Below are 22,499 nucleotides of genomic sequence, written 5' to 3' on the forward strand. Positions count from 1 at the left end.
TAGAAGTACTTTTTGTGTTGTGTTGTGGGGCTTTGGGTTGTGGTGTTTGTGGAGACTTGGGTGTAGCCGTTGGTGTAGCCGTTGGTGTAGCTGTTGGCGTAGCTGTCGGTGTAGCTGTTGGTTTAGCCGTTGGTTTAGCTGTTGGTTTAGCCGTTGGTTTAGCCGTTGGTTTAGCCGTTGGTTTAGCCGTTGGTTGACTCAAGACTGTCTTTGCTTCTTCATTCAGCTTTTGGCGGAGTGCTAAATTAGCAATTCCAGTTTCTTGCAACTGATATTTCTTTTGATACTCCTTCACCACTTCTTCCGTGCGGGAACCGTAAAAATGATCGCGCGGTAGGGGAGGATTAGGCTTGACTACTGCATTCAAATTTGTGTGCAGAATTTGAACAATGCTAGCAGCAAAATCTTGGGTTTTTGGCCCTGCTATCCCATCAACTGGTTTTAGCTTATAACCTGTCTGAAATTCACGAATTGCCTTTTTAGTTTCCTCATCTGTCAAAGGACCATTTGTTACCTTGACGTTATAGCCTAGACCTCGCAACACAGAACGGAATTGCTGGGGCGTATAGCTACGTTGAGATGCTGCGAAACCTGTGTCGGCAATTACCACACTAGCGCTTATCAGGCAAGTAACAGCAAAAGTCGCGCTTGATTTTCCAAAACCACACCACATATTTAAAACTCCTTTGGATTAAATCAGCAGGATTATAAATGTTAACAGCTGCATTTTAAGTTTGTTTAATAACTTTTTTCGCGATTTTTTAATGATTTTTGAATAATTTATGAATAATTTTTGCCAAAGTTAACGAGATGTATATAAGCTAATTCATGTCATCCATCAAAAGACGTATCTTATATTAGCAGAGATGCAGAGGTTATCATTTGAAGCGAATACACGCTTTGAACACTCAATTTCGATATAGATGCATTTATGTGGATCGGTGTCAACTTAAGCCTTTTGTCTCTAAGTATTTTTTAACCTTAAGTTGACATAAATACATATATATACATATATACTGAGGTCTACTCAACTGCAAATTGCTGTACTTGGTTGGAAAGAAACGAAAATTAATAGATGGAAGAGCTAATATTCAAAATATCCAAAAAATGTATAATATGCAACAAAAAAAGAAAGATATAAAATCTTCTAAGCAGAGGAATCTTTGGTTTGAAAGATTTATGGCAATTACTGCCACTGTAAATTTAGGTTTAGTTTTGTTTAATTTAAGTTACGTACCTTGGCGAGATTTTTACTTACGGAAACTTCCCCAAGTTATTCAGATTTATGACCCAATAAAAGGTATTGAACCCCACCGAGACACAAAAATTTATCTAGAAACAGTAGACGCATTAGAAGAACAAGTCAGCCAAACAGGATTAGAGTCTTCTGAGGTAAAAAGCAGATTAGAGCAAATAAAGCGTCTTAGCAACGAGATGATTGACAGTAACCCCTTTGCTGGAGTTAATAAAAGTGGGACTTTGGAAAAAATCAAAAAGCGGATGCGATCGCACATCGGTAACGAATCTGCAAAACAGTCCTTTGCCACTTTTTGGAGTCAGCCTTACCTCTTGCAAAATGGCTGGATTAAAGAAATTAATTTTTTTAACGAGAGCATCCGCCCTTTGATTGCCACTAACTACTACCGCCAAATCGGTGAAAGTGGTGAATTTGTAGATAATTTTTGGATTATTGACTTACCCTTCGTGATTTTATTTGGCGTAGAATTGCTGGGGCGTACCTTCTTAATCAAACGCCGACATCTTGGTTTAAGCTGGTTTGAAGCACTATTGTGGCGTTGGTACGACATATTTTTGCTCCTACCATTTTGGCGTTGGCTGCGAATCTTACCTGTATTAGTCCGCCTCGATCAAGCGCATTTATTGGATCTCCAGCCAGTACGAAAGCAAATTCATCAGGGGGTTGTCGCCAATTTTGCTGAAGAACTCACAGAAGTAGTAGTAGTAAGGGTAATTAACCAGGTTCAGGGTTCAATTCAACGGGGTGAGTTAACGCATTGGCTCTCACAACAAGAAAATTTACGTCCCTACATAGATATTAATAATGTGAATGAAGTGGAAGCGATCGCAGGTCTTTTGGTAAAAACAATTGTTTACCAAGTGTTACCTGATATTCAACCTGCGATCGTTGCCATTTTGTGTCACAACATCGAAACCGTCTTCCATCAAGTCCCCGTCTACCGCAACCTCCAGAATCTCCCTGGCGTGGGAAAAGCTCAAACCCAGTTAAGCGAACAACTGGCGACGCAAATCACAACTAATCTTTACAAAACTTTGGTTAGCGCTGTTGAAGACCCTGTTGGCGCAAAACTCACCAGTCAACTCGTAGAAAAGTTTAGCGAAGCTTTGGGATCTGAAATGAAGGAAAAACACGTACTTTCCGAAATTCAGAGTTTACTTTTTGACTTCTTAGAGGAAATCAAAATCAACTACGTCCAGCGTTTATCCCAAGAAGACATAGACCAAATTATCGAGCAAACCAGGCAGCTACGCACACAAGCATCAGTTCCAACAGTCGTTGAAAAAAGCACTACTCTCCCAAAAATACGCGAAGGGTAGAGAGAGTGGGGAATGGGGGAGATGAGAAAGATGGGGAGCAGGGAACAAGGGAGAAGAGTTTTCCCCCTGCCCCCTGCCTCTTGTACCCTATACCCAATGCCTATACTCGACTATCCATTAAATGCGCTAAACTCGAATGAGGGCGAACCATCATTGATTCGTCACAAGACTTCTTGGAAGATATACCTATCGCAGGAAGTGGGTCAGTGCCCACTTTTTTTATTGAATTCTCTCATGGCTCATCCTTTAGTTCCACAAATTATTGATTTGGCGACACCAGTAGCAGAAGAACTGGGATTGGAAGTGGTTGGCGTGGTCTTTCACACTCACCAAAGTCCACCAGTGTTGCGGGTAGACATTCGCAATCCTCAGCAAGACACCGGATTGAATGATTGTGAGAGGATGAGCCGTGCTTTAGAAGCCTCCTTAGATGCTGCGGAAATCGTTCCAGATACATACGTCTTGGAAGTGTCTAGTCCTGGTATTTCGCGGCAACTGGTAACAGACAGGGAGTTTATTTCCTTTAAAGGATTTCCTGTCATTATTTCCACAACGCTTCCCTACGACGGACAACAAGAGTGGATTGGTCAGTTGATTCGCCGGGATGAGACAACACTTTACTTAAACCAAAAAGGTCGTGTAGTCGAAATTCCCCGCTCCCTAATTACTAAGGTGCAGCTAGACGAGCGCCGATAAACAAAGGGCTAGGGCTTAGGAATTACAGACTAGAGTGCCATTCGCTCAAGGCTAGAGTTTCGGGCCTAGAGTTTCGGGACTAAGGGCTAGAGATTAGGGGCTAGTGTAAAGCTATTCTCTAATCCCTGGTTCTATTTAATGCGTAGTTTTCAGCCCCTACTCCCTGCTTTTTAAAGGAGATTGCTTATGTCAATGGTTACTTTACCTGGATTAAAAGAATTAATTGAAAGTATAAGTCGTGAGCGGAATTTACCCCGTCTTGCAGTTCAATCAGCTATTAGAGAAGCACTACTCAAAGGCTACGAACGTTATCGTCGCGCCCAAAATTTAGAGCGAAAACAGTTTGACGAAGATTATTTTGAAAATTTTGAAGTAGAACTTGATATTGACGGGGAGGGATTTCGCGTTCTTTCCACCAAAACCATCGTTGAAGAAGTAAATAACACAGACCATCAGATTTCTCTAGACGAAGTTCAACAAGTAGCTCCCGAAGCACAGTTAGGGGACTCTGTTGTACTAGATGTGACACCCGACCAAGGAGAATTTGGTCGGATGGCGGCAATGCAAACCAAGCAAGTATTGGCGCAAAAATTACGGGATCAACAGCGCCAGATGGTGCAAGAAGAGTTCCAAGATTTAGAAGGAACTGTTTTGCAAGCAAGAGTCTTACGGTTTGAGCGGCAATCTGTGGTTTTGGCAGTTAGCAGTGGCTTTGGTCAGCCAGAAGTAGAAGCCGAATTACCGAAGCGGGAACAGTTGCCTAACGATAATTATCGGGCAAATGCCACCTTCAAGGTATATCTGAAAAAAGTCTCTCAAGGTCAGCAACGAGGGCCACAGTTGCTGGTGTCTCGTGCTGATGCAGGTTTAGTAGTTTACCTGTTTGCAAACGAAGTCCCAGAAATCGAAGATGAAGTGGTACGGATTGTTGCCGTAGCAAGGGAGGCAAACCCCCCCTCCCGTTATGTCGGTCCCCGGACTAAAATAGCAGTAGATACCCTAGATCGCGATGTAGACCCAGTTGGTGCTTGTATCGGAGCCAGGGGATCGCGAATTCAAGTGGTAGTCAACGAATTACGCGGTGAAAAAATAGATGTAATTCGCTGGTCGCCAGACCCAGCAACGTACATTGCTAATGCTTTAAGTCCAGCACGGGTGGATGAAGTACGCCTTATGGACCCAGAATCCCGGCAAACTCACGTACTTGTGGCTGAAGATCAACTAAGTTTAGCTATTGGGAAAGAAGGACAAAACGTCCGTTTGGCAGCCCGCCTGACTGGTTGGAAAATAGACATCAAAGACAAAGCTAAATACGACTATGCCGGAGAGGATGAGAAATTTACCGCCGTCAGAGCAAAATATCAGACAGAGGAAGATGAGCTTGAATTCGACGAAGAATTAGAAGATGAAAATCAAGACGAATTAGAAGAGGAGGATAGTTTTGACAATAACGATGACGAATAATTGATTAACCTTGTAAAGTTTTGATAATGTTGATTGTAGTCCGAGTCTTAAGGATTATTTCCTGAAAGACACCTTGGTATAAGTAAAAAATAGTAATAAAAAACTTATTTTTACACCCAGAATGCTGGACTGAGATCGCAGAAAACTGATGAAACCAAATTATCGGCGCTGTATTAGTTGCCGGAAAGTAGGCTCAAAAGATGAGTTTTGGCGGATTGTCCGCGTCTTTCCATCGGGAAAGGTACAATTAGATCAGGGCATGGGGCGTTCTGCCTACATTTGCCCGCAAACGAGTTGCTTACAAGCGGCTCAAAAAAAAAATCGACTAGGGCGATCGCTACATGCATCAGTGCCAGAAACACTGTACCAAAGCTTGTCGCAACGTCTAGCCAGCAGCAATACCCAAAACCAAATTTAATTGGAACAACTTTGTGACATCATCACCAGAGGAATTGTGCGAAAGCCGAAGTCGTGCTTTCATCACACCCGCTGTTGATCGTTAAGGTTAGTGCCAAAATAGTAAATGGGTGTAAAAAGCATTCGACTCTCCAATAATTTAAGAGAGGCGAGGCAAGATTCCCAGAACAAGATGTAATCGATTGTGTTGTGGAAGATTCAGAATCAACAAAACAAGAAACTACAAAATGGCAACCTGGTAGCGCTCAGGCGCAGTTCGGCGTCAAGGATTCCTATAAAAATCTTTTATTTAAAAAATTTTTATGGGTGTCCCTCAACCATCATTCCTGGTGGGGATGCCATTATTAAACCGAAACATCTCTCTTTCCTGATTGGAGGCACCGGCAAAAACTAAACGGCGGTCTAAAAACAGTAATCCAAGGATGGAGATGTCGCAAACCAGGCAACCATCCGCTAAAACTGTAAATTAAAGGGGAAGAGTGGATGACCAACGGCAAAGTTAGAATCTATGAATTATCAAAGGAATTGAATTTGGATAACAAAGAGCTACTAGCAATTTGCGACCAGCTCAGTATCGCGGTCAAAAGTCATAGCAGCACGATTTCAGAATCCGAGGCAGAAAACATCCGCACGGCTGCGGAAAAGCTCGCAGCTACCAATGTTTCAGCCAAAAAGGAACTAGGTACAACCAGCCATAAGCCAAATTCACCACCAAACGGCGGACGTAACCGACCTGCTGCACCCCACAAACAGCAAATTTTGGAAATACGCAAACCCAAAATATTGAGAAATACTACCTCCAACGCCCCAGAGGCGTCAGTTGCCAACAATACCCAAGCTGCCTTGTCTGAAGCTAATCCTCCCTCACCTCCACGGCCTTTTGCTACACCAGCCTCACCCATGAAGCCGGCGGCACCAACTCGACCTGTGCCCCGGACTCAATCTGAGACTCAAGAGCAACCTCCTGTCACCGACTTGGAACAAACACCTAATCCAAGTCAGGCACCGGAAAAAGTAGCATCCCAAAAACCGGAAAAAGTAGTTCCACCAAGACCGAAATCGGAAAAACCGATCAAACCACAACTAGTTGCTCCTCCAGCCAGACCTGCGGCGGAAGAAGCGCAGGTGGTGGTAGATGAGCCGCCAGTATCTCAAGCAGATAAACCGATTCTCAAACGCGACCAACGGCTACGTCCCGTTGAAGGCGATCGCGAGCAAATTAAACCCAGAGTTGCTAAACTGCCAACTGACCAGTCTCCACAATCTGCGCCACAAAGACAGGCTCGACCTACCCCTGCACCCACCAGACCAGAGCAGAGAGGCAATCGACCATCTGCACCATCACAACTAGGAGAGGGGCAAAGACCCAGACCAGCGCGTCCTGGTGAATCAGTAGCAGCCGCAATGCCGATCGCTACTCCACCCAGACAAATGTCAGGAATAGCGGGCAAATCTCAAGGACTGGGTGATGAGCCAGTTACACCCGATCTCCTCGATTTGAAACGCCCAAGTCCGCCTCGCCCGACCAAAGGCGGCAAAAAGTGGGTAGAAGAGGAAATAATCGACGAAGTTAAAGAGAAGGCTAAAGCTGGCGTAAAAGGCAAGCGGATCAAGCCGATATTGGATGATGAATTTGAAGAAGATTTGTTGGATGATGACGATATCGACTCACCAGCAACCGTCCAAGTCAGCCTTTCCATCGCTCGTCCTCCCAAGCCAAAAGCGACTCGACCTGTACAGATGCCGGGTGCAAGCCTTGCTAGCGCACCAACTGCCAGAGGAAGTAGAAAACCTGGCTCTAAATCTGGTTCCAACCGCGACCATCACAATAACCGTCGCCAACAAGAAGCCGATACAAAACGCGATCGTCCCGAAAAAGTGACGATCACAGGGCCGTTAACTGTACAAGAACTGTCCGACGTTTTAGCCGTTGCCGATACAGAGATTGTCAAAATCCTGTTCCTTAAAGGCATGGCGGTGAGTATCACCCAAAATCTGGATATTCCCACAATTACCCTGGTAGGAAAAGAACTAGAAATAGAAGTCGAAACCGTCGAGCGAGAAGCAGAAGCTCGGAAAATTACGGAAATGGTCGGCGCAGAAGACCAAGAATATCTTCATCGCCGTCCGCCTGTCGTGACAATTATGGGTCACGTAGACCACGGTAAAACAACCCTGCTCGACTCAATCCGCAAAACCAAAGTGGCTGCTGGCGAAGCTGGCGGTATCACTCAGCACATTGGTGCGTACCATGTGGATGTGGTACATGAGGGCAAACCACAGCAGATAGTCTTCCTGGATACCCCTGGTCACGAAGCCTTTACAGCGATGCGGGCCAGAGGAGCGCGGGTAACAGACATTGCCGTGTTAGTAGTGGCTGCTGATGATGGTGTCCGTCCCCAAACCATTGAAGCTATTAGCCACGCTCAAGCTGCGGGAGTGCCAATTGTTGTTGCAATCAACAAAATTGATAAAGAAGGGGCACAGCCAGAGCGGGTGAAACAAGAACTAACCCAGTATGGTCTGACCGCAGAAGATTGGGGTGGTGAGACAATCATGGTTCCCGTGAGCGCCATCAGAGGTGAAAATCTGGATACGCTCTTAGAAATGATTCTCTTGGTAGCAGAAGTTGGAGAACTATCTGCCAACCCAGATCGTACCGCCAAAGGAACTGTCATTGAAGCACATCTGGATAAAGCCAAGGGAGCAGTTGCTACCCTGCTAATTCAGAATGGCACCCTGCATGTGGGAGATATCTTAGTAGCTGGCTCGGCCTTCGGTAAAGTCCGAGCGATGGTGGATGACAGAGGCAAGAGAGTGGATATCGCTTCTCCTTCCTTTGCTGTCGAGGTATTGGGGTTAAGTGATGTGCCAGCAGCAGGCGACGAGTTCGAGGTCTTCCAGAACGAGAAAGAAGCCAGAGCCCTCGCTAGCGATCGCGCCGACAGACAACGCCTATCCCGCCTGTTACAGGGACGTGTTACCCTCACAACCTTATCGGCTCAAGCACAAGAAGGTGAGTTGAAAGAACTCAACTTGATCTTGAAAGGAGACGTACAAGGTTCCGTAGAAGCCATTGTGGGAGCGCTCAAGCAAATCCCACAAAACGAAGTCCAAATTCGGATGCTCTTGGCTACTGCTGGGGAAATCACCGAGACAGACATCGACTTAGCAGCTGCCAGTAATGCTGTAATCATTGGCTTCAACACCACCTTTGCCAGTGGCGCTAGACAAGCCGCCGATGAAGCGGGTGTAGATGTCCGGGAATACAACGTCATCTACAAACTCCTAGAAGATATCCAAGATGCCTTGGAAGGTCTTTTGGAACCAGAGTTGGTGGAAGAACCCTTGGGTCAAACCGAAGTTCGTGCCGTCTTCCCAGTCGGTCGCGGTGCTGTTGCCGGTTGCTACGTTCAATCTGGCAAGCTAGTTCGTAACTGCAAAGTCAGGGTACGACGCGGCGGTAAGGTGATTTATGAAGGTGTCCTAGATTCCCTAAAACGGATGAAAGAAGATGCCCGTGAAGTCAACGCCGGTTATGAATGCGGTGTCGGTATGGATAAATTCAATGATTGGGTTGAAGGTGACATCATCGAATCCTATCAGATGGTTACGAAGCGCCGCACTCTCACCTTAACGAGATAGTGTTAAGGGTAAAATGGTTAGAAGTTAGGAGTAATAAATTAGGAGTTAGGAGTTAAAGACTGCTAATTCCAAGCTCCTAACTCTTAACTCATAACTTTTTATTATGCATTCATTTCGCTCTGAACCTATTTTGTGGATTCACGTCGCTGGATTGGCGACGTTGCCTGTTTTTTTAGTACTCTGCTTAATATTTTTGTCTGTAGGCGAGCCGTTTTTGCCAGTCTGGATGGAGCTATTTTTAGTTTCCGCCATTGGTATTCTCCCCCTGCTATGGATGCAGTTACGTCGCCCTTTTTATATATTCGCTCTTTTAGGAATAGCCCTAAAACCAGAAAATCTGACTGAGCGGCAGCGAAAAATTCTTTGTTTAATTAATACAAAGTTAAATCGTATCCTGGCATTAGTGGCAGCAGTATTGTCGATTTTGGTGCTGTGGCATCTTTACCAATTTGCCCCATTAGTAGCAGATTCAGCCAAATTCCTTCCACAATGGCGCAGCCTTGCACTAGTGCTTGCGGGACTAGCCTTTTTAGGCAGCAATCTATTTTTACAAATACCTGTGAGTGTAATGCGAGTTTTAGTGATTAATGAGACAGAATTCGCTGGCATAGAACCATTATCTTTAGAAAAGATTAAGCAAGATTTCACAATTTTAGGGGTGCGGGTTAATCAAATCGTGCCCCGATTATTGCAATCCTTGTTTAGGATTAATACAGATTCATCACAGCCCTGAAAGTAATATTATTTACTTTAAAAGGCTAAAAATAAGCAATAGGGAAGCAGAGAGGCAGAGAAGAATCGGGAAATTACCGATGCCCAATGCCCTATGACCAATGCCCAATTACCTTGCAAGTAAAAATAAAGGAATGAGGAACTATGGCTCAAATTCCAGCTTCTAGCGATCGCCAATTTTCTGCTGATACTGAAATTTGGTATAGCCTCAAATGTGCGATCTCCACTAGTTCCGGTTTTCAACGCTGGCAACTAGAACGTGATGCTCAATTACACGGAATTCGCTTGGAACAGCAGGTACAAAGGTATTTAAGGGAAACTTTAGAAACTTTAGCTTACTAAAAATTGAGTAAATCTTGTAGGCTTGTTTGCAAGCGACGAAGTTGACGGTATGCACCCTCCAAGCGTTTGCCATCAACTTCCACTTCATTAGTGGGATAATTTTGAATAATTTCGATTAGCGACACCTGCCCATCTTGACTTGCAGAAAGTACCAAAGCAGATCGCAAAGCCTGCCGATCTGCTCTCCGAGACGGTGTATAAATAACTTGACTAATTTGATCCAAAATAATATTACCAATCTGGCTATTCAGAACTCTATCTAAAAATACCAGGTTTACTTTCACAGGCTCCGTTAAATACTTACGAATAGCTTTAGGATCTTGTCGTGCTAACGCAAAATCAACTCGTAATGAACGTGAAAGTTCACCTGTTTGGGCAAAGGTGGATAGTTCACCTACTGAAAGTGATTCACGAAAGATACCATAGTTCAGCACTACTCGTTCCGCAGCAAAGGCAGGAGTAGACCAAAGTACAAGACAGTTACTACCTAGTAAAATTAAGGTACGACGCAACCCCAAAAATTTAAAACGCATTTCTCCCAATTTCCAGTAGGTTTGCTTTTCTTGTGATGATATTCCAGCAGAATTAGTTGCGGCATCTGGCTTTAGGAAATATCAAAAAATAAATAATTTAGTAATCGTAGCAAAGACAGGATGAGCGCTTAGACAAAACAGCGATAGACATTGCCTTATCCTGAAAGCCTACAGCTTGGCAAAAATCCAGCTACCATCTGGATTAACTAGACTTGGGGCTTAACAAGGGGCAAAATCCCTTTGTTAAAGGTAGGCAAACTTGCGCCGTCTTGTACTAGTAAAATTTTCTGAATAAAATAATATAACTAATGTATAAGTTCTGTGATGTATCTAAGGAAATTAGCTGAATCAGTGCTAATCATCCAGTATAGTTTTGCATGGGTTTACAGCAGCTACAAGACTGCTAGTTTCAACCTTGTTCGACATACCGTAATTCAGCACATCACAGACGTAAAAAATGAAATATCGGGGTTTTCACATTTCTATAGCGAAAATTTTTCGCCTTCTTTCTAGCAGTCATCTCAGATATACTTTACGCGGGGGAGCCGGACTTACGGCAATGCTCGCGGTTTACTGCGGTTCAATATTACTACCGGGTGCGGTTAATGCTGGTGCTACTCACCCAGAAGGTATCGCCCCAACTCTCACAGCGCAAGTTCCGACAACCGCCGCAGCAATTTATGTTAATCCCGCAACGGGTGTAGATAGTGCTAGTGCTGGTACAACCTCAGCTGCACCTTACAAAAGCATCAGTTTCGCTCTCAGTCAAGCCCAACCAGGTGCAGTTATTCAATTAGCACCTGGGAACTATAACCAGGAAAGTGGCGAAACCTTCCCATTGTTGCTTAAACCAGGAGTGACACTGCGGGGTGATGAAGCTAGTAAAGGTCAGGCAATATTAATTACAGGTGGAGGTTTCTACACTAGTCGTACCTTTGCTAGACAAGACATTACCATCCTTGCCGAACAAGATACCACTATTAGTGGTGTCAGCGTTACCAACCCAAATAGCCGGGGTACGGCTGTGTGGGTGGAATCAACTAATCCCACTATTAAAAACAGCACTTTTACTAACAGTGTTAGAGAGGGTGTTTTTGTCACGGGTACAGGCAATCCTAAAATTGAAAGTAACATCTTTGTGCAAAACAAAGGCAATGGGATTTCAATTGCTAAAGCTGCTCAAGGAGAAATTCGGGGTAACTTATTTCAGGATACTGGTTTTGGTCTAGCGATCGGTGGTACTTCCACACCCCTAATTGTGGAAAACCAAATCGTTGAAAACCAAGATGGTCTTTTTATCTCAGAGTCAGCGAAGCCCGTATTGCGTAAGAATGTCATTCAAAACAATAAGCGGGATGGTGTAGTAGCAACTGTTAGTGCTTTACCTGACCTTGGCACCAACGAAAATCCTGGTGGTAATCTTATCCGCAATAACACTCGTTATGATGTGAACAATGCCACTAAAACCAGTAAAATTGTCGCTGTTGGCAACGATATCGATCAGAAAAAGATTTTTGGCTCAGTAGATTTTGTTGCCGCAGCTGTTGATGTACCACCTGGAGGGCCTGTTGCCTTTAAGGATGTGCCAGCAAATTACTGGGCAAAAACCTACATCGAAGCTTTAGCTTCTCAAAATATTATTGCTGGCTTTCCTGATGGCAGCTTTAAACCCAATGAACCTGTAACTCGCGCTCAATTTGCCACTATTGTCACTAAAGCTTTAACACCACCAGCCAAACGCGCAGGTATTAAGTTTAAAGATGTAGCAACAAATTTCTGGGCTTACGCTGCAATTCAATCTGCTTACCAGAGTCAATTTGTTTCTGGTTATCCTGATGGCACTTTTAAACCACAGCAGCAAATTCCCAGAGTGCAAGCGCTAGTTTCTTTAGCTAATGGTTTGGGCTTAACTGCGAATAATCAGAACGTCCTTTCTTTTTATACCGATGCTGCCCAGATTCCTAATTATGCGATCGCTCCTGTTGCGGCTGCAACTGCACAGCAGCTAGTAATCAACTATCCCACAGCGAAGCAACTCAATCCTAATCGTCAAGCGACTAGAGCCGAGGTTGCTGCCTTTGTTTACCAGGCACTCGTCAGTGCTGGACGTGCCCAACCAATTCCTTCATCCTATTTGGTAACAGCCCAGTAAATGCCTAGTTAGCAAATTGAAAGCGCCAAGACTAACAAATTATTAGTCTGGCGCTTCCAAAATTGCGAGTTTTTATTAATTTTGGGGTTTTTAAACATAAAATTTGGGGTCTTTAAATATAACTGACCCCATTTGAATGTGATTTGTTTTATGGTCAGGGTCTTTATATTGGCTGACCCCGTTTCAACGATTTCTAGTTTCTCAGAAATTTTTACTTTTTGGGATTTCCTAATAATTTTTTTATTTTTTCTCTCTTTATATTTTAATCTTCATAAAAGCATTAATCAATATAAAGATATATATAAACAAAGCAGTAAAAAAGTCATCAGCTAAAATTTTTATCTTCAAGAATTAGGACTTTTCCCTGATTGTTGCCGACGCTGTTCCCAGCGCCAAAGGAAGACCATTAGAGCAACTATTCCTACTTGGAGAGCCAAACTTGGCATTGCACTCTCAACATCCCGTCCGGCAAGCACTTGGAAAAAAAACACGAATGCGCCAATGGAGCCAGAAGCACCGAAAGCGATGTAGATAAATTGTCGTAAGCCCCGATAAGGAGCGGCTATTTCTGCTTTGAGGCTGGCATACTGTTCGGGGTTCAGGCGATTTTTGAGATTTTGATCTACCATGATTAAATTGTGTTATACTTTTAGATTGTGTACGCCGATGTGGCTCAGTGGTAGAGCAGCTGATTCGTAATCAGCAGGCCGTGGGTTCAAATCCCATCATCGGCTTTGATTAAAGTATTCCTCAATACTAAATTTTGACATAAATTAAGCATCTAGCCAAAGGGGTGTAAAAACTATGCTTACGGCGGCAAACTACGCACTCTAATTTTACCGATTAAATTAGTTTTAAACCTTTACTCGAACTCAGTTTCACAAAAAGCTTTTAACAAATCAACACAGTTAGCGATCGCCTTCGTCGTAGAGACAACCAAAAATTATAATGGAATGCATAAAGCAACCAATATAAGCAAGGTTAGGAGAATCTAAACAATGCAGGCTCATAGCAGTTCAGAGCAAAGGCTACTTGAAAAAATTCAAAGGTTGCCTCCCGAAAAAGTTTTGCTAGTTGAAGATTTTATTGATTCTTTGGATCAGCAAAGTACAGATCATAGCCTTACCTTTGCAGCAGCAAAACTTTCTGAACCAGTTCTGCTCAAAATCTGGGATAACCCTGATGATGCAGAATATGACAAACTATGAATTTGGTGATGTTGTTTTAGTGCCGTTTCCCTTTACTGACCAAACTACTACTAAAAAACGTCCAGCAGTGGTTGTGAGTTCTAATAGCTATCAACATGAGCGTTCGGATTTAATATTGATCGCGATTACCAGTCAAGCAAATCCAGCAACTTCCTTTGGTGAAATCACAATTGCTGGATGGCGAGTAGCTGGTCTTCTCAAGCCTTCAATTATTAAACCAGTTTTGACTACCATAGATAAAGAGCTAGTGATTAAAAAGTTAGGACGACTTGAGGAACCAGACGTTCAGACTTTGCAAAACCTTTTTCTGGCTATTTTGGGTTGATATGTGATCGCTCCTTCAAATCAAAGCCTTTAAATATCACTCAAACTCAGTTTCGCAGAAAGCTCTTAACAAACTGATACAGTTAGCGATCGCTCCTAAATGAGCAATTTCATAGCCATGTGTATTTTGGGTAGGAAACGCCAAACACGCAGCACGGGCTACATGTCCAAATTTCATGGCAATGGAAGCATCACTACCAAACTGACTCAATATCGTTAGCTGCACTGGTATATCAAGTTGCTTGGCAGATTGGCGTACTTGTCCATTTAGTCCCTCATCATATATCCCATAAGCATCTTGAGATAAAAGTATAGGACTTTCTCCATCTTCAATCGGATATTCTTCGGATAATGGACAAACTTCTAAAGCAATTAACGCATCCAAGGGTTGATTTTGGGTAAAAAATAGCGCTCCAATTGCTCCTACTTCTTCTTTGGCTGAAGCTACCAGATAAACATCAACAACTGGCTGTTTCAGGTTTTCAGCCAAAGCTAGCAAAATGGCAACAGAGGCTTTGTTATCCAAGGTGTAACTGGCAATATGATCCTTTAACCTAATTGGATGCTTGCGATGCTTGCCAATTACCATTCTAGTTCCAGGTCGAACGCCAGCTGCTTCGAGTTCATCTGTAGTGCGTTTCGTTTCAATCCAGGCATTTTCCCACTTAACAGTAGTATCTTCCTGCTGGACTTTTTGGGGCGATTCATGAGAAACGTGGCGGGAACCAAAGCTGAGAATACCGCTAATGGTTTCCTGATCTCCCAATAAATCAACAACCCCTTCGCCGTAAACCCACGGGAAAGAACCGCCGAGTTTACGGACTTCCACACGACCTTCATCACCGATATTCTTGACAATTGCGCCAATTTCATCTTTGTGTGCTGTGATCGCAATCGCTCGGTCTGGATTTTTCCCTGGAATCTTGGCAATAATATTATCGGCGCGATCGCACCACACTTCTACACCCAGCGCTGCAAATTTTTGCATCAACAACTGGTTAATCTCAGCTTCTGCACCACTAGGAGAGTGGTGCATAACTAATTCTTCAATAATTTCAAATAAGCGATCGTAATCCCACATCAATACAGTTAGTTTAGTTTTCAACTGTTGTATGAGACAATTGTGCATCAACAACCCGGTCTGTTGATCCAAGCGCTAATCTTTTTTGTTTACGCTTCAGCACTCCTAGCGCACCAAAAGCACCAAGAGCTAAAATCCCCAAATTTATCGCAGGTTCAGGGACAAACTTAGCCTCAATCCCCGCCAGTGCAGTGTCTGCTACTAACTTATGAACGCCTGTTGTTGGATGCACAGAATCAAAGAACAAATAATCGTTTGGTTGAGGGCATACACTGATGATTGTCTGAAAATTCCCTATTACGCAAGGGTTAACCACATCTTGAAACCCAAACTTCCCTGGATTTTCTTCTATTTGATTAAATAGGGAGAACACATCCACAGACGTTAGATTCAAATCCGAGTTGTTGCTAAATTTGTCTAATTCCTCTGCTAATCTCTTGTTATGGTCAATTGTCAAACCAGTCAAGTTGCTAGATAGACCTGTAGCGGATGCAAATGGAATCTTGCCCAAATCAGGCAAGTTAAAGACTAAAATATTTTTTGCACCAGATGAGGCAAGTAACCCTACTGCATCTGATAAATTCTGGACTGTTTGAGCCGGATTGATAGCTTTACCAAACAGATAATCATTTGCACCTCCCGATACAGCATAAAGTGCATTTGGATCAAGCTTCTGATTGGCTTGTAGAATCGGTTGTGTCAACAAGCCGACTTGCTCTAGTACTCCCGGTAACAGCGCACTAGGAACAATAGCATTACCCTGACCAGAATTAGCGCCGCCCACAGCAAAATTAATACCTTGATTGGGAATAGTAGGACTTAAGAAGTATGGGGTAGGATTTAATCCTAGCTGACTTCCCAGGTAGTCTACCCACACCCGATCGTTAGAAAAACGTCCTTGAAAGTATAGTGGATCTTGGGGAATGGCTGTTGTCGGAGCGACTAAACCACCAGTAGCAGCGAAGACATTGCCAGTATCAGAAAGGCTGTCACCAAATACGTAAAATTTGCTAAAACTCGCTGCACTCGCCTTAAGCGGTAACATGAAAGATAAGAGAACAAATCCTGCCGCTACAGCTTGTTTCTTCATATTTGTTTTACCTGTGGTATTTTTTAGTTGTTTCAAAGTAATGAAAAGGCGATCGCTGGCAATTTGTTTTTTGAGTTAATTCAAAACTAAGTACGTGTATTGAGTGAATTTACGTTGTTTTACCTAACTATGCCTCAAAAATTCATCAAACACAGGTAAAAACGCTGAAAACACTTACATTTACATTTTCTTGATAAAAAATCAGTGTATTACAAAGAAATCGCAAATTTTCCATGCTAAAGCTTGGGCATTGCCACTTTTCTGCTACGGATAAACTAACCGCAACAGAATGGCATAACCCTTCGTAGACATCGCTTTAACTTCGTTTTAATTTCAAAGCTTCAGTCGCTGACACACCTTCACTTTGACTGCCAAAATACCACAAAGTCATAGCAGCTTCAGCACGAGTTACTGGTTTTTTGGGCTGAAACAGAGTCGTATAGCCAAACACCCGCCGAATATTCGATTGCTCGCTATTTTGGTAATCAGCCAGCACTGCTCTTAAAGCCTTGGGGTCAATTCGCGCTGCGTCTTGGAAACCCCAGGTCTGTTTAACCGTATCTAAGTTAGCAGAAGGTAAAGCTTGGCGAGTATCTAGGGGTGATTTCCACAACAGTAATTGTTCCCGCGTTAGGGGTGCATCAGGACGAAACAAAACAGCTGTGGAATCTCCAGACAAAGGACTAGGAATTAGCCCAGCTTCAGCTAATCCCTGAATTGCTGGAAAATCAGGGTCTTTTGCGGTAACATCACTAAAAACTGGTTGAGTGCTTTCTGATGCCAAGCGAATTTGTTTAGCTGGATTGCTGGCATACATAGCATTGTTAGCAGCAATTAGCCAACGAGCATATTCCCGATGTGTAACAATTTTACCGGGTTCAAACTGGTTATTTGTGGTAGTAGAATTACTCTTAGTTGCCTTTGGTTCTAGGGATAAAACACCTAATGCGGCTAAGTCTTGGATGTGTTGCCGCCATTCTTGCGGTACTTTATTCAGATCGCTGAATTCTTGAGATTCGGCTGTGGCTGTAGGAGTTGTTTGGTTATTAGCCGTACTTTGTGGCTGTGCTGCCAAGTTTGCAGGTGGTACTGGACCAATGAACTGTGGATTTCCTGGTTGAGGAACGACGTTAGTAGTTTCGTTAGAATTTGTATTTGGGGTAGCTTGTGCCGTAGCAATACTATTCGGTACGTAATCAATCAGTAATTCAGTGGCGGTTTGGGGTTGATTGGGTGTAGCGTTAGTAACTGATTTAGGCTGAATGGAAATCTTCAACAGTAAATCGTTACGACGTACCTCAAAAGTACCTCCCGCATCATCTGTTGGCTGTTGCAAAATCTGCCAGTTATTTGTTTTAAACTGGTTGCCATAAAAGCTAGCGATAAAGTTGCTAGGGTCAGAACTCAACCAACGAGTTGAGGTTTTATTTTCTGAACCGCTAGCAGGTATAACTTCCTCTAGTTTGGCATTGGCATATAGGGGGATATCTTTGGGAAAATCAGCTGGTAACTGAACTGTTGAATCGTTTGGCTGTGCTTGTGGTTGCTTACTCTGAGATTCTCCAAACACAACTGGATTGCTTTGCAGCTTCGGATCTGCCGCCAAAGATTCTTCAAGGTTTTTGGCGACTGGACTGTTAGCACAGGCTGTTAAGGAGGTCAGTAGAACAGCCCAAATTAGAAATACAGCTGGACGTTTACAGGGAAGCACAGGAAATCACAAATGAGTTTCAATTCCTACCCTAGCGCAGACTGTTCATTAATTGAGCATTACGTACAAGAGGCAGAGGGGAAGAGAGCAGGGAGCAGAGGGAAGGAGCTAATTTTTATTCTGCCCCTATCCCTTACCCCTTGCCCCTACCGCCTACTCTCCGGCTTCTTCTGCTCCCTGCCTCTCAGTATCACCAAAAGACACTACCGACTCAGCGCGTTGTCTTGGTAAATGTCTCTATTGGTGAAGATGATAATATCTCTAAAAATGAGTAAACGGTAGCAAAAGCTACCGTATTGTCTTCGTTTTACAGCCATTAGGTTTTTATAATTCCCATGCTTATTTATAGAGTTCCCAAAAATTCTGGCAAACTAACATTTTTGGAAAAAAAACAGAAATAAATCTAAAATACTTGATATACAGGAGTTTTAGGATTTTGAGGCTCTAAACTCACTGGGATTAGGACAGGTTAAGAAAGTTTGTAGTTAGCAGTTTAGTCCTGCTCAAAATTAATATGGCAAGACTACTAGATTGAGAATCCATTTTTTAGATATTTCTCTGAATATTCAATTGGCAGAGCAGATAACTGATTGGGAACTCGCTAAAGAACATTTTAGCTACCAAAAGCTTTAATCTGCTTCCAGATGCACGAACTTAATGCGATCGCTAAACACTTAAAGTGATAGACTAGGAATAAAGCCCCCTTAGCCTCACCCAAAGAGGGAAATCAATTAAAGTTCGCTAACACTGGCTTAAAATCGATTCTGGAAATTATTCATCTGACGATGGTAAGCTGAATAAGGCAATAGCCAGAAAATGCCAGTGTTCAGCAATTCCAAAGACTTAGCGTAAGTTCGTTATTTTTGGCAACTGGGGTCATAAACAAAACAGTCAAGTGTCGCAGCAGTTTCCCTAATTTCTATAAATAGAATTTCTGGGGAAAGTGGTACTTGTGCTGTAGTCAAGAGTTTCTTGGCAGCCTCGAAAGCAGTAAGTACTGACTCTAAAAGTGCGTAGTTTATCGTCGTAGGCATCGCCCTGATGTTATCCAAAAGGTTGTCTTAGGGCAACCCATCCCCTATTCTCCTGAGATAGGCAAGTCTTCTTTTAGGAAGGCTGGACACAGAGTACGCTTCGTAAGTTATATATAGGCAGTACATAGTTGTTAACTATAGCTGTTTTCCTAATCCTAATAATGATTGGGTTGAGGCAAACAAGACACTTCATTGGATGCACTGGCGTTGAAAAAACCCTCTCTCCACAAACTTGGTCTAAACAGTTAACAGCTTCCTGATAGATTAGATACAATTAGCATCTGCGTTTAGTTGAGCGTAGGCTTTGCCCGCCGTAGGCATCGCTTGTTGAAAGCGAGTAGTCAATTTGACATACTGCTTTACTAGCTGATTTGACATAGTATTAAACCTTTCACCTGCTAACTCTAGCGACAATTTTTCATTCAGGGCAAACTAAGGCTTATATTCAAGGGGCTTGGTGTTTCTTGGAGATGAAGTTAGTCAAAAATGGGCAAAAGGCTGAAAAAGATATATTTAGTGTCAAAAATACAGAACTAAGAGCAGTATGAAAATCTAAAATAGATATTAAATTGAAGACCAAAACAACGACCATCGACAACCGTCAGTCCATTTTACTTTCTGTAAAGCGTCACCGGGTTGTTACCAGTGCTGAAACACGATTACATGCAAGTTTCCCAGGATCAGCCTATTTATTCTGAAGCTCCACTCCAACTGTTACTTTTTGTCGATGGACGACCTAAGTCCCGCCAACAGGTGCAGCGAATACGTGCTTACTTAAAAGAATTGCAGGCTGAGTATACTTTTGAAGTTCAAACTATCGATGTTGGACAACAACCTTACTTAGCAGAACACTTTAAGTTGGTAGCAACGCCAGCTTTAATCAAAATCCATCCTGAACCACGACAGGTTTTGGCTGGGAGTAATATCATAGCGCAATTGAAAAACTGGTGGCCTCGCTGGCAAGTCGCTGTAGACGCTTACTTAAAATTACAGGAAGACTTGCAAGAACACATGGACGACAATGGTCGGGGCACATTACCCAAATCCACTATCCATTCAGTTGCTGTTTCTGCTGAACTAATCCGACTCTCAGACGAAATTTTTCGCTTGAAACAGGAAAAAGATAACCTCCAAGAGCAGCTACAGTTTAAAGACCGGGTGATTGCGATGCTGGCGCACGATCTCCGTAATCCCCTAACTGCTGCCGCGATCGCAATGGAAACTCTCCAATCTAACTACAATCTAGAGACAGGGGAATTCCAGCGCCTCAAGCCATCGATGACAGCACATTTATTAAAACAAGCCCGCAATCAAACTAAGGTCATTGACCGAATGATTACTGACCTTTTGCAGGTAGGTCGTGGAAAAGATACAGAATTTCCCATATTCCCACAAAAGATACAATTAGGTAAAGTCTTTTTAGATGTACTCGAAGAATTGTGCGATCGCTACACCTCCAAATCCCAAGAAGTAGAAACAGATATTCCTAGTGACTTACCTTATGTATATGCTGATCCAGAACGCATCCGCCAAGTGCTAGTCAATCTGTTAGATAATGCCATTAAATATACCCCAGAAGGTGGCAAGATTAGCGTTTCCGGATTGCACCGCACTACCCAAAAAGTTCAGTTTAGTATTGGCGATACTGGGCCTGGTATTCCTGTAGAGAATCGCGATCGCATCTTTGAAAACCACTTCCGCCTGCAACGGGATGAAGGTAAAGAAGGTTACGGCATTGGTCTTTGTTTATGCCAACGTATTATCCTGGCACACTATGGTCAAATTTGGGTAGACTCTGCCCCCAATAACGGAGCATGGTTTCACTTCACGCTGCCAGTTTATCCTTCTTAAGCAATGGGTATTCACAAATGACAAATACAATTAAAAACTTGAGATAAAGCGATCGCGCCCCCCTGCCTTTGCTTCGTAGAGCGCTTTATCTGCTCGCACAATCAAATCTGAAGGTGAGGATTCCCAAGTAGGTACAACAGTTGCTACGCCCATACTTAGCGTGACATGCTGACTCACAGCAGACCCGGCGTGAGCAATTTGCAAATCTTTGATTCCCGCTTGTATGGTTGCGGCCACGTGAATTGCACCAGATGCATGGGTGTATGGCATAATCACAGCAAATTCTTCGCCACCATAACGCGCTACTAAATCTTGATGTTTTTGCGCCTTTAGATTTAAGACAGCACCCACCTTTTGTAAACAGACATCTCCAGCAGGATGGCCATATTTATCGTTATAAAATTTAAAATAGTCGATATCACACAAAATCATTGACAAAGGAGATTCTTCTTGGGCGAGATTAATCCACTGAGTATTAAGATAATCGTCAAAACAACGACGATTAGCCAAATCAGTTAAGCCATCTACATTGGCAAGGTGCTGCAAAGCTTGGTTTGCTGCCTCTAATTGTTTGTATACTTGTGCTTGCTGTAGCAGTCGGCGCAATCGTTGACGCAATACAGGCCAGTGAATTGGCTTAGTAACATAATCGGTCGCTCCTGCATCAAAAGCACGGTTTACAGATTCCTCATCGTCCAAGCATGTGATCATCAATATGGGAGTGCGCTCCCATATTTTGGAGATGACAGTATTGTTAAGAGCCGAGTCAGTATCAAAGGTTGCAAGGGCTGAGATTAAATTATTCCTGGCAATTTGGAGCAATTGCTTACAGCAGGTAAAGCCATCCATCACAGGCATTACAGCATCTAGCAACACTATATCCGGTTTGATGGTCTCGTAAGCATCTAAACATTGCTTACCATCATTGACCTCAACCACTCGATAACCTTCTTGTTCCATAGCTTTACGCAACAACACTCGGATAGTCTTGTCATCATCAGCCACTAGAATCAGTGGTGGTTGTTTAGAAACAGAAAATGAGCTTATGCCTGACATGAGTTGCCTTCCACTTGCAGGATTATTCTGAAAAAGGCTGTGCAACTCAATCGCATCGGAGCGATCGCTCTTTTCATCAATGCCAGAATTTGCGGCAAAGGTGTGTCTGGCTTCACAATCAACTGTTTTTTGACAATAGACTGCTCAATGTTCTTGAGCCAAGCAAGCGGTAGATAACTAAGTTGCATAGACAATCTATAATTGGAACGCGAAGGCAATTTTTACCTTTTTGTTCAGCTATGGTTATGGGAGGAAGTGTTGCTTTTATATTTCCCCATTGTTAAAGTTAAATTGCAATTTTTTTGAAAATTGCAAATACGCACCTTAATTAGTTAGTTTATAAACTTAGCGAAATAGGGAAAAGCAGTTGTCAAAGCAAGTTCAGAAAATATAGCAGCCCTAAATCATTCGTGAGAGATAAAATCCCTTAAAGGCTTTAAAATACGCATTTTTAATCTACGTATTTTCTTACGTTTAAATTTTGATTGCTATAGCTAATATTAAATACTAATATCACTTGACTTAAATGTCTTTAGTCTATTGGAAAGTGGGGATAAAAATTCAGTATAATTAGATAATATAAGGA

At 42.9% G+C, this 22,499-nt stretch carries 20 protein-coding genes and 1 tRNA gene; 12 read left to right on the plus strand and 9 right to left on the minus strand.

Annotation, left to right across the window (positions count from 1 at the left end; translation table 11 throughout):
• Positions 1 to 673, minus strand: a 673-nt coding sequence (locus tag G1O98_RS26470) for a peptidoglycan-binding protein (protein ID WP_163934197.1), incomplete at its 3' end; no start/stop codon positions are given.
• Positions 674 to 1,107: 434 nt separating this feature from the next.
• On the opposite strand from G1O98_RS26470, the gene G1O98_RS26475 reads away from it, so the two are divergent.
• From G1O98_RS26475 to G1O98_RS26510, 7 genes are all read left to right on the plus strand, one after another.
• Positions 1,108 to 2,577 (plus strand): hypothetical protein, encoded by a 1,470-nt coding sequence (locus tag G1O98_RS26475; RefSeq protein ID WP_163934199.1) that lies wholly within the window; start codon positions 1,108 to 1,110, stop codon positions 2,575 to 2,577.
• Between the two features lie 234 nt (positions 2,578 to 2,811).
• Positions 2,812 to 3,273, plus strand: a complete 462-nt coding sequence (rimP, locus tag G1O98_RS26480; RefSeq protein ID WP_114081475.1) for a ribosome maturation factor RimP — start codon at positions 2,812 to 2,814, stop codon at positions 3,271 to 3,273.
• 186 nt (positions 3,274 to 3,459) lie between these two features.
• On the plus strand, positions 3,460 to 4,737 hold the full coding sequence (gene nusA, locus G1O98_RS26485; RefSeq protein WP_175586877.1) for a transcription termination factor NusA: 1,278 nt from the start codon (positions 3,460 to 3,462) through the stop codon (positions 4,735 to 4,737).
• 148 nt (positions 4,738 to 4,885) lie between these two features.
• Complete coding sequence (locus G1O98_RS26490) at positions 4,886 to 5,155, plus strand: YlxR family protein (RefSeq protein ID WP_114081474.1); 270 nt, start codon at positions 4,886 to 4,888, stop codon at positions 5,153 to 5,155.
• A gap of 482 nt (positions 5,156 to 5,637) precedes the next feature.
• Positions 5,638 to 8,799 carry a translation initiation factor IF-2 gene (gene infB / locus G1O98_RS26500; protein ID WP_163934202.1) on the plus strand — a complete coding sequence of 1,054 codons (3,162 nt, stop codon included), beginning with the start codon at positions 5,638 to 5,640 and terminating at the stop codon, positions 8,797 to 8,799.
• 103 nt (positions 8,800 to 8,902) lie between these two features.
• Positions 8,903 to 9,532 carry a low-complexity tail membrane protein gene (locus G1O98_RS26505; RefSeq protein WP_163934205.1) on the plus strand — a complete coding sequence of 210 codons (630 nt, stop codon included), beginning with the start codon at positions 8,903 to 8,905 and terminating at the stop codon, positions 9,530 to 9,532.
• 143 nt (positions 9,533 to 9,675) lie between these two features.
• On the plus strand, positions 9,676 to 9,873 hold the full coding sequence (locus G1O98_RS26510; protein WP_012412012.1) for a hypothetical protein: 198 nt from the start codon (positions 9,676 to 9,678) through the stop codon (positions 9,871 to 9,873).
• Here the strand turns inward: G1O98_RS26510 and G1O98_RS26515 are convergent.
• Positions 9,870 to 10,406, minus strand: coding sequence for an alpha/beta hydrolase (locus G1O98_RS26515; RefSeq protein WP_163934208.1), 537 nt, complete (start codon positions 10,404 to 10,406; stop codon positions 9,870 to 9,872). The genes G1O98_RS26510 and G1O98_RS26515 overlap by 4 nt on opposite strands.
• 457 nt (positions 10,407 to 10,863) lie before the next feature.
• On the opposite strand from G1O98_RS26515, the gene G1O98_RS26520 reads away from it, so the two are divergent.
• On the plus strand, positions 10,864 to 12,558 hold the full coding sequence (locus tag G1O98_RS26520; RefSeq protein WP_163934211.1) for a DUF1565 domain-containing protein: 1,695 nt from the start codon (positions 10,864 to 10,866) through the stop codon (positions 12,556 to 12,558).
• A 344-nt stretch (positions 12,559 to 12,902) separates the two neighbouring features.
• On the opposite strand, the gene G1O98_RS26525 is transcribed toward G1O98_RS26520, so the two are convergent.
• Positions 12,903 to 13,187, minus strand: coding sequence for a DUF3493 domain-containing protein (locus tag G1O98_RS26525; protein WP_163934214.1), 285 nt, complete (start codon positions 13,185 to 13,187; stop codon positions 12,903 to 12,905).
• 33 nt (positions 13,188 to 13,220) lie between these two features.
• Here G1O98_RS26525 and G1O98_RS26530 point away from each other — a divergent pair.
• The 3 genes from G1O98_RS26530 to G1O98_RS26540 all read left to right on the plus strand — a co-directional run bounded on the left by G1O98_RS26530 (position 13,221) and on the right by G1O98_RS26540 (position 14,091).
• Positions 13,221 to 13,292: transfer RNA gene (locus G1O98_RS26530), tRNA-Thr, on the plus strand.
• Positions 13,293 to 13,556: 264 nt separating this feature from the next.
• The gene (locus G1O98_RS26535; RefSeq protein WP_163934217.1) at positions 13,557 to 13,766 is read left to right on the plus strand and encodes a toxin-antitoxin system, antitoxin component, Xre family protein; all 210 of its coding nucleotides are present in this window, start codon (positions 13,557 to 13,559) and stop codon (positions 13,764 to 13,766) included.
• Positions 13,753 to 14,091, plus strand: coding sequence for a type II toxin-antitoxin system PemK/MazF family toxin (locus G1O98_RS26540; protein ID WP_163934220.1), 339 nt, complete (start codon positions 13,753 to 13,755; stop codon positions 14,089 to 14,091). Before G1O98_RS26535 ends, G1O98_RS26540 begins: the two co-directional genes overlap by 14 nt.
• A gap of 36 nt (positions 14,092 to 14,127) precedes the next feature.
• Here G1O98_RS26540 and G1O98_RS26545 read toward each other — a convergent pair whose 3' ends face one another.
• The 4 genes from G1O98_RS26545 to G1O98_RS26560 form a co-directional block, all read right to left on the minus strand.
• Positions 14,128 to 15,171 (minus strand): M42 family metallopeptidase, encoded by a 1,044-nt coding sequence (locus G1O98_RS26545; RefSeq protein ID WP_163934235.1) that lies wholly within the window; start codon positions 15,169 to 15,171, stop codon positions 14,128 to 14,130.
• 13 nt (positions 15,172 to 15,184) lie between these two features.
• On the minus strand, positions 15,185 to 16,261 hold the full coding sequence (locus G1O98_RS26550; protein ID WP_163934223.1) for an SGNH/GDSL hydrolase family protein: 1,077 nt from the start codon (positions 16,259 to 16,261) through the stop codon (positions 15,185 to 15,187).
• A 316-nt stretch (positions 16,262 to 16,577) separates the two neighbouring features.
• Entirely contained in the window at positions 16,578 to 17,972 is a 1,395-nt protein-coding gene (locus G1O98_RS26555) for an S-layer homology domain-containing protein (RefSeq protein ID WP_163934226.1), read from the minus strand.
• Positions 17,973 to 18,829: 857 nt separating this feature from the next.
• Positions 18,830 to 19,006, minus strand: a complete 177-nt coding sequence (locus G1O98_RS26560) for a hypothetical protein (RefSeq protein ID WP_163934228.1) — start codon at positions 19,004 to 19,006, stop codon at positions 18,830 to 18,832.
• A 645-nt stretch (positions 19,007 to 19,651) separates the two neighbouring features.
• On the opposite strand from G1O98_RS26560, the gene G1O98_RS26565 reads away from it, so the two are divergent.
• Positions 19,652 to 20,857 carry a histidine kinase gene (locus tag G1O98_RS26565; RefSeq protein ID WP_345940597.1) on the plus strand — a complete coding sequence of 402 codons (1,206 nt, stop codon included), beginning with the start codon at positions 19,652 to 19,654 and terminating at the stop codon, positions 20,855 to 20,857.
• A gap of 30 nt (positions 20,858 to 20,887) precedes the next feature.
• Here G1O98_RS26565 and G1O98_RS26570 read toward each other — a convergent pair whose 3' ends face one another.
• Both G1O98_RS26570 and G1O98_RS26575 read right to left on the minus strand, forming a co-directional pair.
• Positions 20,888 to 21,913 (minus strand): PleD family two-component system response regulator, encoded by a 1,026-nt coding sequence (locus G1O98_RS26570; RefSeq protein WP_163934230.1) that lies wholly within the window; start codon positions 21,911 to 21,913, stop codon positions 20,888 to 20,890.
• Positions 21,901 to 22,101, minus strand: a complete 201-nt coding sequence (locus tag G1O98_RS26575) for a hypothetical protein (RefSeq protein ID WP_041565700.1) — start codon at positions 22,099 to 22,101, stop codon at positions 21,901 to 21,903. The genes G1O98_RS26570 and G1O98_RS26575 overlap by 13 nt, the downstream gene beginning before the upstream one ends.
• Positions 22,102 to 22,499 lie beyond the last annotated feature (398 nt).

The sequence above is a fragment of the Nostoc sp. UIC 10630 genome, from assembly GCF_010747425.1.
Classification (GTDB): domain Bacteria; phylum Cyanobacteriota; class Cyanobacteriia; order Cyanobacteriales; family Nostocaceae; genus Nostoc.